The 12,017-nt window shown below is 37.9% G+C and carries 9 protein-coding genes and 1 pseudogene; 5 read left to right on the top strand and 5 right to left on the bottom strand.

What is annotated here, in order from left to right:
- Nucleotides 1–2 precede the first annotated feature (2 nt).
- The 3 genes from thrB to ung all read left to right on the top strand — a co-directional run bounded on the left by thrB (nt 3) and on the right by ung (nt 3,204).
- A complete protein-coding gene (gene thrB / locus RT723_RS08935) occupies nt 3–1,001 on the top strand; it encodes a homoserine kinase (protein WP_315946727.1) in 999 nt (332 codons plus the stop codon).
- Nucleotides 1,002–1,058: 57 nt separating this feature from the next.
- On the top strand, nt 1,059–2,333 hold the full coding sequence (gene thrC, locus RT723_RS08930) for a threonine synthase (RefSeq protein WP_315946726.1): 1,275 nt from the start codon (nt 1,059–1,061) through the stop codon (nt 2,331–2,333).
- 160 nt (nt 2,334–2,493) lie between these two features.
- The gene (gene ung / locus RT723_RS08925; protein WP_315946725.1) at nt 2,494–3,204 is read left to right on the top strand and encodes a uracil-DNA glycosylase; all 711 of its coding nucleotides are present in this window, start codon (nt 2,494–2,496) and stop codon (nt 3,202–3,204) included.
- A 161-nt stretch (nt 3,205–3,365) separates the two neighbouring features.
- On the opposite strand, the pseudogene RT723_RS18170 reads toward ung, so the two are convergent.
- The 4 genes and pseudogenes from RT723_RS18170 to tal form a co-directional block, all read right to left on the bottom strand.
- A pseudogene (locus RT723_RS18170) lies at nt 3,366–3,479 on the bottom strand (DUF3545 family protein); the annotation flags it as partial.
- A 268-nt stretch (nt 3,480–3,747) separates the two neighbouring features.
- Nucleotides 3,748–4,671, bottom strand: coding sequence for a DMT family transporter (locus tag RT723_RS08915; protein WP_315946724.1), 924 nt, complete (start codon nt 4,669–4,671; stop codon nt 3,748–3,750).
- A 116-nt stretch (nt 4,672–4,787) separates the two neighbouring features.
- The gene (pgi, locus tag RT723_RS08910) at nt 4,788–6,416 is read right to left on the bottom strand and encodes a glucose-6-phosphate isomerase (RefSeq protein WP_315946723.1); all 1,629 of its coding nucleotides are present in this window, start codon (nt 6,414–6,416) and stop codon (nt 4,788–4,790) included.
- A gap of 106 nt (nt 6,417–6,522) precedes the next feature.
- Nucleotides 6,523–7,476, bottom strand: a complete 954-nt coding sequence (gene tal, locus RT723_RS08905) for a transaldolase (protein WP_315946722.1) — start codon at nt 7,474–7,476, stop codon at nt 6,523–6,525.
- A gap of 255 nt (nt 7,477–7,731) precedes the next feature.
- On the opposite strand from tal, the gene RT723_RS08900 reads away from it, so the two are divergent.
- Together RT723_RS08900 and yaaA are read left to right on the top strand one after the other, a co-directional pair.
- A complete protein-coding gene (locus RT723_RS08900; protein ID WP_315946721.1) occupies nt 7,732–8,214 on the top strand; it encodes a DUF3429 domain-containing protein in 483 nt (160 codons plus the stop codon).
- Nucleotides 8,215–8,310: 96 nt separating this feature from the next.
- Nucleotides 8,311–9,087: a peroxide stress protein YaaA gene (gene yaaA / locus RT723_RS08895; protein ID WP_315946720.1), complete on the top strand. Its 777-nt coding sequence runs from the start codon at nt 8,311–8,313 to the stop codon at nt 9,085–9,087.
- 179 nt (nt 9,088–9,266) lie between these two features.
- Here yaaA and pulA read toward each other — a convergent pair whose 3' ends face one another.
- Nucleotides 9,267–12,014: a pullulanase-type alpha-1,6-glucosidase gene (pulA, locus tag RT723_RS08890; protein ID WP_315946719.1), complete on the bottom strand. Its 2,748-nt coding sequence runs from the start codon at nt 12,012–12,014 to the stop codon at nt 9,267–9,269.
- Between the last annotated feature and the right edge of the window lie 3 nt (nt 12,015–12,017).

Raw genomic sequence — 12,017 nt, 5'->3', positions numbered from 1 at the left:
TCATGAATGCAGTTAATAAAAATGAACTGATTGGGCGTAAAGCATCAGCTTATGCGCCAGCGAGTACCGGTAATGTCAGTGTTGGTTTTGACTTATTAGGTGCCGCATTAGTTCGAATTGACCAACAACCACTTGGCGACACTGTTCATGTTGAATTTAGCCAACAAGATGAAATGATAAATTCTGGCGAGTTTGCTCATGTATGTCCGACGGACAAAATGCAAAACCTTGCTTGGATTGCTTATGTATTGTTTCGTTCAAAATTAAGCAATTCTGATGAATATCCAGCGGTAAAAATGGAATTGGTGAAATCATTACCTGTGGGCAGTGGTTTAGGGTCAAGTGCTTGTTCTGTGGTAGCTAGCTTAACGGCACTTAACCGTTTGTTTGAATTACCATACACAGATCAAGCGTTATTAACCTTAATGGGCGAAGTAGAAGCGGGTGCTAGTGGTGATTTACATTATGACAATGTGGCACCAAGTTACTTTGGCGGTTTACAGTTAATGAGTCCGCACGAGTCAGCGCCGGTCATAAATTTACCAAACCCAGATTCATGGTATTGGGTCGTGGCATTCCCTGGTTTTTCTTTGCCAACCAAAGAGGCGAGGGAAGTATTGCCTAAACAAGTGGATAAGTCTGTAGCAATTTATAATGCACAATATTTATCTGCGTTTGTGGCCTATTTATATCAAGGTGAACAAACGTTAGCGGCAAAAACCATTAAAGATGTTATTGCCGAGCCGTATAGAGCAGATTTAATAGCAGGGTTTAAATCATCAAAACAACATTTGTTAGAACAAGGTGCGTTGGCGGTTGGCATATCTGGGGCAGGACCAACCTTGTTTGCTCTTACCAGCGACTTAGCCCAAGCAGAAAAGTATAAAAATTATCTTGAACAAAACTATATTCAGCAAGAAGAGAATCAAGCGAATAAAGGATTTGTTCATATTTGCCAATGTGCAATACAGGGTGCGAAAGACATAGAGTTATCCAATTAAACAATAACTCAGTAACAACACCGATTAAATTAATTTAGAGAAGTCAAAGAGGTAACCATGCTGTTAGAGAACATAAAGCATAATGATCAGCAGGTAAGTTTTGAACAAGCTGTTAAACAAGGTTTAGGTCGTGACCGAGGTTTGTTTTTCCCAAAACAAATAAAAAAACTATCAAATATTGATGAATTATTAGCATTACCATTTATTAAGCGCAGCAGTATTGTTTTGTCTCATTTATTGAACGACGAAATTAGCCAAGCAGACCTTGAAGACATGTTAACAAATGCATTTGAATTCCCTGCACCGTTAAAACAAGTTAGTGAAAACATTCATAGCTTAGAGCTCTTCCATGGCCCAACATTAGCGTTTAAAGACTTTGGTGCTCGTTTTATGGCCCAGTGTTTGAAAAAGTTTAACCAGCAAGGCCAGTTAACTATATTAACGGCGACTTCTGGTGATACTGGCGCTGCAGTAGCCCATGCATTTTATGGTATTAAAGACATTAGAGTTGTGATCTTATACCCAGAAAACAAAATCAGTCGTTTACAAGAAAAAATGTTCTGCACTTTAGGTGGCAACATTGAAACGATCGCAGTTAAAGGCACATTCGATGATTGCCAAGCATTAGTGAAAGCCTCATTTGAAGATGCTGAATTACGTAAACAGATAGGTTTAAATTCAGCAAACTCAATAAATATTAGCCGTTTGTTTGCTCAAGTTTGTTATTACTTTGAAGCGGTAGCACAACTGCCGGTTGAACAAAGAGACAAATCAGTATTCTCAATCCCAAGTGGTAATTTTGGTAACTTAACCGCTGGTATCATTGCTAAAGTATTAGGCTTGCCTATTAAGCGTTTTATTGCAGCCACTAACGAAAATGATACGGTACCTCGCTTCCTTACAACAGGTGAGTGGGCGCCAAAAGAAACCGTTGCGACTTTATCTAATGCGATGGATGTGAGTGAGCCAAATAATTGGCCTCGTATTCAACACATGATGGACTTAGGTTGGTTTGATAAAAACTTACTGTCTTCTACTATGATTGATGAAGACTCTAGCCAGATGGGCGTTAAACAACTGTATCAAAATGATTATGTTTCAGAACCTCATGGTGCTATTGCGTATAAAGCGTTAAAACACAGCATTGAAGATGATGAAGTTGGTATATTCTTAGGCACAGCACATCCAGCTAAGTTTAAAGAAAGTGTGGAAAATATTTTAGGTGAGTTAATTCCTTTACCAAAAGAATTAGCGGCGGTTGCCAGTTCAACAATATTATCTGAAACAATGGACGCGGACTTTGATAAACTACGTGCGTATTTAACTGCATAAGTTAATAAACATTATTTAGAAGTTAGTGTTTAGGCTCGAATCTCGTAACTCGCGTCTCGAAACTCTGCTCCCTGTAGATGTTTGTTAATACATGCATCTACAGAGTATTTCTGCCAATACTGCTCTGCTGGACTTAATCATCAATTAGTGGAGAACATTAATGCCATTAACCTGGTCATCTTTCATCGCCCAAGAGCAACAACAAACTTATTTAAAAGACACACTAACAACGGTTGCCAAAGAAAGAGCGCAAGGCATAGAGATTTTTCCTGCCGATCATGATGTATTTTCTGCATTTGAGTTAACCCCTTTAGACAAAGTAAAAGTCGTTATTCTTGGCCAAGACCCATATCACGGCCCTGAACAAGCGCATGGTTTGGCATTTTCAGTAAAACCTAATATAAAAATACCGCCTTCATTACGCAATATATATAAAGAACTAGTGACCGACATAGACGGTTTTGAGATGCCTAAACATGGCTATTTGGTTGACTGGGCACAACAAGGTGTTTTGTTATTAAACACTGTATTAACCGTACGTTCAGGGCAAGCACATTCCCACAAAAGTCTAGGTTGGGAAACGTTCACCGATAAAGTAATAACAACACTTAACGAACAAAGAAGTGGTTTGATATTTTTATTGTGGGGCAGTCATGCACAGAAAAAAGCAGCCTCAATAGATACCAACAAACATCATGTATTAAATGCCCCACATCCATCACCATTATCAGCGCACCGCGGTTTTTTCGGTTGTCAGCACTTTTCAAAAACGAACAAGATACTCATTCAGCAGGGTATGACTCCAATAAATTGGCAACCCAAGTATGCCTTGGATAGTATGGAAGAGCCGATACAACAAAACTTGTTATAATGCGTTAACGTTACTAAGCCGGTTATCTGTATATGCAGGCACGATACTATGATCCTGTTATAGGATTAGAGGTCGTCATAAATGTAAACACATTCCAGGACGGGACAGTAGACACAAAAAAGCCTAATCCATGGATTAGGCTTTTTTCACTTTTTAACTTATTAGAACTCTAGGTTATCAAAGTCATAATCCGCCATCGGGTCTATGTCTTTGAGTTCATCTCTCAGTCGATATTTATCCTTAATCGATTCTATTTCACGCCACTTTCTTTTTGACGTTCGTTTTGAGGGGTTTTAGTTTCAAGCGTATTTTCAAGTATTTCAGCTAGACCTTCCATCGTGGTCTCCTTCTACTTTTATAATTATGTTGTTGTTAAAGAATGTTTGCCGTTAATTCTTTTATAAAAATTAATGGAAAACAGACTCTTTATAGCAGAGTTTTTTCTCTGCTCGGGATACTATTTACCACATTTACTCGTAATGTAAAATTTATTTGTGAAAAAATATTAAACAAATTTTGTGAGTAAAATGAACAGATTGTATTTTAAACGGACGTATTACGCTTTTTTAATAGGCCTGTGGTTAATAATACACCTGTGAGAACTAATAAAACGCCCCATAAAATATTGCTGTTTAATTGTTCATTTAAAAATACATAGCCAAAAAACACGCCAAAGATGGGGATTAAAAATGTTACTGTCATCGCGTTAGTTGGGCCTGAATGTTCAATAATGCGATAGTATAAAATATACGCAATACCAGTACTTACAACACTTAAACTGATTAACATTAACCAAGCAAATGAACTTATCGTGCTGAGTGCTGGCGTGGTATAAATTAAAATAGGCAACATGAGCAGAGCACTGCCAAACAAACTGCCTGAGGCAATAAACAAAGGTTTTACTCCAGTTAAATGACGTTTTGAGTAATTAGCAGATAAACCATATAAACTGGTGGCACAAATAACAGCTAAAATACCTTTAACTTGCCCAGTGAATTGCCAACTGAGTTTGTCGATTGATAAAACAAATACGCCAATAAATCCCAATAACAGTCCAAAAACTGCCAGCCTAGATAACTTAGAGTTAAATAATAAAGCGCCAATGACTGCGCCCCATAAAGGGGTCGTTGCATTCATGATAGAAGAAAAGCCGGCATCTAAATTGGTTGCTGCGTAGGCGAACAAAAACATCGGGATAGCCGAATTGGTAATACCTAAAACAAAGATATGACCGATAACCTGTTGTGATGTTTTTGCGTTTGGCTCCAGTGTTAAATTGAGAGTGTGCCAATTATTTTTGATGATGTAATAAAGCAAAATAGGGAATAAGGTGAGAGCTGCGAATACCATACGATAACTGGCTAATGCCGTTGCGCCAAATTCAGGTGCAGCAACACGCATAAACATAAAAGATGCCCCCCATATAGCGGCTAAAATTACCAGTTCTAAAAATTGACTCGGTTTCACAAAATCCCTTATTTATGGTTAATGTCTGGATTAATTGGTTTTATTTATAATCCAGGACAATAAAAAAAAACGCTCAATGAGCGTTTTTATTGTATCGGATAAAATAACACAAAGCGTTAGGAAATTTGTTGTTTAAACATATCCACTAATTGTTGTGTTGAAGAGTCTAACTCAGGCTGAGCAGTATCTTGTAATGCAGATAATACTTGATTACCTAATACTTTACCTAATTCAACACCCCATTGGTCAAAGCTGTTTACGTCCCAAACCACACCTTGTACAAATACTTTGTGTTCGTATAAAGCAATTAATCGACCTAACTGAATTGGATCAAGTTGCTCCATTAACAATGTATTAGAAGGGCGGTTACCTGGCATAAATTTGTGTTTAGCCAAACGTGTCGCTTCTGCTTGTTCAACACCTTTAGCCAGTAATTCTTGTTCTATCTCTGCGGTCGTTTGACCTTGCATTAACGCTTGAGTTTGAGCAAAACAGTTTGAGGCTAACATTTGATGATGTTCTGTTTCACCGTGATTGGGTTTTATCGGCATAATGAAGTCAGCAGGAATAATCGTATTACCTTGATGCATTAATTGGTGGAACGCATGTTGTCCGTTTGTACCTTCACCACCCCATATAATTGGTCCGGTTGTATATTCAACGTTCTGATCTAGCTGGTTAACTGACTTGCCATTAGATTCCATATCTAGCTGTTGAACATATGCTGGGAAACCACGCAAATAATGAGAGTAAGGTAACAATACATGACTTTGACAACCAAAGAAGTTGCTGTACCACACACCTAATACGGCCATGATCACAGGTAAGTTTTCTTCTAGTGGTGCCGTTAAGAAATGTTGGTCCATTTCTCTTGCGCCTTGCAAGATTTTTTCAAAGTTATTAAAACCGATAGACAAGGCAATTGGCAAACCAATAGCAGACCATAAAGAATAACGGCCACCAACCCAATCCCACATAGGGAATATGTTGTCAGGGTCAATCCCAAATTCAGTGGCTTTTTCTATATTGCTTGATACACACATGAAGTGTTTAGCGATGTCTTCAAATTTGGCACCTGATGCTAAAAACCATTCGCGAGTGGTTTCGGTATTTTTGAGGGTTTCTTGTGTCGTGAATGATTTTGAACTCATTACTACTAAGGTTGTTTCTGCATTTAATTTAGCTAACACATCAACAATATGATGCGCATCAACGTTGGCCACAAAATGAACTTTTAACGACGGAGTTTGATAAGGTTTTAACGCCTCAGTGACAATCTTAGGGCCTAAGAACGAACCACCAATACCAATTGCAACAACATCAGTGAAGGCCTTTCCTGTGCGCCCTGTACGTGTCCCATTATGAATGTCGGCAACGAACTGTTTGATCTTAGCCAAGGTTGCATGAACTTCATCAACCACGTTGCTGTCATCTACTAAAATAGTGTCTTGGGCATTACGTCTAAGAGCTGTATGTAATACTGCGCGGTGTTCGGTTTTGTTAATGATCTCACCAGCAAACATGGCATCACGTTTTTGCTCTAACTGGTTGTCAGTAGCCAGTTTAAACAAAACATTTAACGCTTGTTCATCTATTCTATTTTTTGAGTAATCGAGAGTGAAACCACATGCTTTTTTAGTGAATGTATTGGCACGTTGTGGATCTTGTGCAAATAGGTCACGCATATGTGTATCTTTTAAACGGTTAAATTCTTGTTGTACAGACTGCCAAGATTGAACTGTCATTGTAGATTTCCTAAAAATTATCAGATTGTTATAGTTTTGCTGTGGTGCAGAAACAAAAAAGTGACACGTCATCCTGTGCCACTTAAATCAAAGTTAGTTACTTTTTTTATAATTTTTCAAGTAATAGAGTTTCTAGTTTAACTTGGTCAATGGCAAAGTTTCTAATGCCTTCAGCCAATTTTTCGTTCGCCATAGGGTCTTGATTATGATCCCAACGGAACTGAGCTTCGGTCATAGATTCTGGTTTTGCTTTTACATCACCTGAGAAACCTAGTTTTTGCTCTATCGAGCCTTGCATATTATCTAGAGTGTCTAACAATGCCGGAGCTATAGTCAAACGGTCACAACCCGCTAGGGCTAAAATCTCATCGGTATTACGGAAGCTTGCGCCCATAACCACTGTGTCATATCCATGTTCTTTATAGTATTGGTAAATGCTTCTTACTGATACAACGCCTGGATCAGTTTCACCAGTGTAGTCTTGTTGTTCGGTATTCGCTTTGTACCAATCTAAAATACGCCCAACAAATGGAGATATTAAAAATACTCCGGCTTCAGCACATGCTCTTGCTTGAGCAAAACTAAATAACAGAGTTAAGTTACATTGGATGTCTTCTTTCTCTAATTGCTCAGCGGCTTTAATGCCTTCCCAAGTTGACGCTGCTTTTATTAAAACACGATCTTTAGGAACGCCAGCTTCTTCATATAAGGCAATAAGTTTTTTGGCTTTCAAAATGGTCGCTTCAGTATCAAAAGATAAACGCGCATCCACTTCAGTAGAAATACGGCCAGGGATAACTGCGCTTATTTCTTTACCAATAAGTACTGATAATTTATCACCAGCATCTTCTAGCTGTTGTACTTGATCAGATGATTGTGTTTTTGCCCAAGCAATAGATTCAGTAATTAAAGATTGGTATTCAGGAAGTTGTGCGGCTTTTAATAACAAAGATGGGTTTGTTGTTGCATCCACAGGTTGAAACTTTTTAATCGCTTCAATTTCGCCGGTGTCGGCAACAACTGTCGTCATCTCTCTTAATTGTTTTAATATGCTTGTCATTATTTAGGATCCGTTGATTTAGAGTTTGAAATCCAGATGCTGTAACTTTATTACAATGCGAGGCATCTTGGAAGTCATCTAGCGTAAAAATACTGAATAAAACGGTGTTATTTTGTAGCAAAATTACAAATTGGTTCAGCTTTTTAAAATTAGATGATGTATTTACTGGTTATGGTTTTTCTGGCTTCGATTTTTATTGCTATCCAATGTCAATTCTCTATTGTATTGGGCAAATAGAATAAATAGCTTTGTAATATGTCAAATAATCAATATTTCACCACTGAATTGAAGCCTACCATCTCATTTATGAGTTGGTTCGCCATCGCGCCGTTTATAGTATGCACTGTGTTAACTTGGTTTCCAATACTCCCGTTGTTTGGTTTGGACTTTGATGTACTCCATATCGTCAGATTATATAGTGCAATTATTGTTAGCTTTGTTGCCGGTAGTGTATGGTCTGCGGCTTTTTTAATTCAATTAAATAATGAGAAATTTGACTTTAACCGAAAAGGATTGATGTTTGGTGCTGGCTTAGTTTCTATATTGTCATGGTTGATAATTTTTATAGTACCTAAAGCCGGTGTGTTTATCAGTGCTTTATTATTTTTGGTGTTATGGCAAATTGAGTTGAAAACCAATCTTGCAAAAATATACCCAGAATGGTTTTGGACGTTAAGAACCAAACAAACCATGATCATCGCCATGTGCCAAATTGCAATATGGTTAACGTTAGGTTAAAGAAATCGATTAAGTTAATCGTTTCAATACGCTAAACAAGCTAGTTTAGTTTTGATAAAATGCCAACTAACTTGTTAAAAGGTAAGTAAATAAACTATGTTGTATGTTGTATCACCTGCTAAAAATTTAGATTCTGAAACACCGCCCGTTACTGAAACGTATACTCAACCTGAGTTGTTGGATGATGCTCAAGAGCTAATGAAAACCTGCGTGACGTTAACGCCTGTTGATTTATCAAACTTGATGCATATTAGTGATAAGTTAGCGGGATTAAATGCAGCACGTTTTGCACAATGGCAGCCTAACTTCACACCTGATAATGCGAAACAAGCAATCCTAGCCTTTAATGGTGATGTGTACACAGGGATAGAAGCGACAAGTTTTTCACAACAAGACTTTGATTATTGCCAAACCCATTTACGTATTTTGTCTGGTTTGTATGGTTTATTAAAACCACTTGATTTAATGCAACCTTATCGTTTGGAAATGGGGACTAAACTAGCTAACACTCGTGGTAAAAACTTATATGAATTTTGGGGCGAACTCATCACCAATAAACTTAATGAGCAAATCGCGGCAACTAAATCCGAGTTTCTGGTTAACTTAGCTTCAACTGAATATTTTAAGTCAGTAAAAAAGAAACAGTTAAACGCTCAGCTTATTACGCCAATGTTTAAAGATTGGAAAAATGGTCAATATAAAATGATCAGCTTTTTCGCTAAAAAAGCCCGTGGCATGATGGTGCAATATTTAGTGAAAAACAAAATCGAAAACTTGGAAGGTTTGTTAGCGTTTGATATGGCGGGTTATCAATATAATCCAGAATTATCAAAACCAAACGAACCTTGTTTCACCCGAAATATTGAAGAGTAATGTTTATTTCGAAGAGAAATCTTTATTTAAATGGATGCTTCCTTTGATAATCAGTTATCAAACTAACAGTCGTTAAGTTTTTTTAAAAGATAATAAAAAAACACCAAGATAATATCTACCTTGGTGTTTTTTTGTATCGAGTTTTTAAAGAAGTGGCGTTAGTTGTACACACACCTTAGTTACTTAACAAATACCGCTACGCTTAATGGAGCTATGGTAAATCCATTACCATCACTCGCTGATGTTTTCACTTGAGCATCAACACCATTGGCTTGTGTAACATGCAATTTATAACTTGCTGCGTCTTGATAACTAAACTCTTGGAGCGAGTTGTTGTTATTAAAGATAACAATAATAGATTGGTAATTAGGATCTAAATCTTGCCCTTGATTATCATCAATCAGCATGACAATTAATCCATTTTGATGTGCAGAACCCGTATTTAAAAACGATACTTTTTGTTTTATTTGCTCAGCAGTGCGTAACCTAAACAACACAGAGTGCGCGCGAATATTTATAAACTCAGCAAACACCTTAGATGCAAAATCAATTTGTGTTGGGCTGACATCATCTCGGTCTTCATTGTTTGTTAACAAAGTCGTAATGATAGGCCAGTTGTCTATATCTTTCTCTGCTGGTGGTAATCCCACATCGTAGTTATTACTTTGTTTAGAAAAATCCACGGCATTAAACCAGTCACCATAGTCGTAACTATCACGTAAAAATGATTTAGAACGTAACAGTTCAGAACCCATGTGCAGAAATGGTATACCTTGAGCTAATAATGGATACGCTAACGACATATTCTGAATACGCACACGGTCATCACTGCTCATATCAAATGGCAATCTATATTGGTGGTTGTCCCATAAACTTTGATTGTCATGTTTAGAGACATAATTGATGGTATCTGCAGGGTCTAACGCGTAACCAGCAGGAGAACCACCATAATTGATCTGTTTACCTAATTTGATGTCATTGTTGGATGTTTGAATTGAGAATTGTTGCAAGTTACCAGCTAAACCAAGGCGAACTTGATCCATCGATATTTGATATTCAGCCAATTGTTTATCTTCTGGTTGTAACTCATTTGGAATCACTAATAAGCCGTTGCCTATACCTTGGTCACGGCGTAACCCTTCAGCGTTGGTCATGAAGTTACCACCACGTACCGCATCACGTAATCTATCAGTAAAGGTGCCAATTTCGCTGCCTGCTAATTCATTTTGACTGGCCTGAACAAACTGTTTGTTGTTGGCAACCTCGCCAAAGTTCCAACCTTCACCATAAAAATAAGTATCTGGGTCAATTTGTTGTACCGCTTGTCTGGCGTTTAACATTGCTTGTTTTGGTTGGTGACCCATAAGGTCAAAGCGGAAGCCGTCAATTTTATAATCACGTGCCCAAACTACTAACGAATCCGTCATTAGTTTTTCCATCATGGCGTGTTCAGTTGCGCTGTTATCACAACAAGTGGAAATTTCCATAACACCAGAAATGGCATCGTATCTATGGTAATAACCCGGGACGACTTTATCTAATACTGACTTTTCGTTTAAACCAGAGGCAAAAGTGTGGTTGTAAACCACATCCATGATCACTCTAAAACCTAAATTATGCAGCGAAGTCACCATTTCACGGAATTCAACGATGCGGTTTTCACCTTCAGGATTAACGGCATAACTGCCTTCCGGAACCGTGTAATGGTATGGGTCGTAGCCCCAATTGTAATTATCTTTGCCTCTAATGGTTTCCATCACTTCTTGAGCTTGTCCCGTGCGAGTATCAAAACTGTTTAATAATTGTTTCAGGCTTTTGTTTAATACCTTGTCATCATCACAATGGGTTAAGTCTGGGTAAATAGAACACACCTTTGACACGGGATCATCGATGTCAATGGCGATGCCTGCTTGTTCATCTACTGTAGAAATATCGTAGGTTGGCAACAGGTGAATGGTATTTAACCCCGCTTGTTTTAACATTTTTAAGTGGTTAATGCCGTCGGTATTAGTTTCACTAAAAGCTTTGTATTTACCTTTAAACTCAGGTGACGATAACTTTTTCTCAGATGCACTAAAGTCCCGAATATGAGTTTCATATAAGATCAGATCTTCTGGGGCTTCTAAGGTATCTATCGTTTGTGTTAACCAGCCTTGTGGGAAGGTGTTCGGGTTATTCAAATCTATTATTTGTGAATACTTACTATTAGTAGAAAGACTTAATGAATAAGGGTCGGTAGTTGTAACGGTTTCAAATTGTTGCGTGTTAGGGTGGTATACATCAAGCTGATATTGGTAATAATCAAAGGCGTTAGCTTGTGTGCTCGATACAGACCAAACACCGGTATTTCTGTCCTCAGTCATGACCAATTCAGAAGTGGTTTGCTGGTGCGTTTTATCTGTTAATAAAACCGTGACTTGGGTTGCGGTGGGCGCCCACACTTTAAATGTCACAGAGTCTTGATTTACAACTGAGCCAAAATCCGTTTCTTCATTGGCATCATTCTCTTTGGCAGTATACAAAGCGTCCAGTACACCATAAATTTGTACATTGGATATTTGAGTCGCGGCCTCTTTTGAACTTTGTATTACCTGATTATGGCCTTTTAACAGTGTCTTTACATCGATAATCGTTTGCGGAACTTGTAACGCAACAAAATCAGATAGATGAGGGTACTTTACCGACAGCGCTGTTGGCATAGAAGTAGTTGTTAATTTAACTTGTGATTTGCGACCATCGACAAGGGTGGTGTGCAGTTCAAATTGAGTGTTGGGTTTAGTATCACCTACAACAATTATTGTGTCCGTTAACCAATGTGCCGCACTATTGACGTTGGAGGTGTCAGGCTGATTATTGTTTCCGCAGCCAGTGATAAATAATAAAACGCTGGTTAATAATAAAACCAGCGCAGAGTGATTGTTTTTCATAAA

The organism is Psychrosphaera aquimarina (assembly GCF_032461525.1).
Taxonomy (GTDB): Bacteria; Pseudomonadota; Gammaproteobacteria; order Enterobacterales; family Alteromonadaceae; genus Psychrosphaera; species Psychrosphaera aquimarina.
Note: the sequence above shows the minus strand (reverse complement) of the source record. Positions and strands in the feature narration are given on the sequence as shown.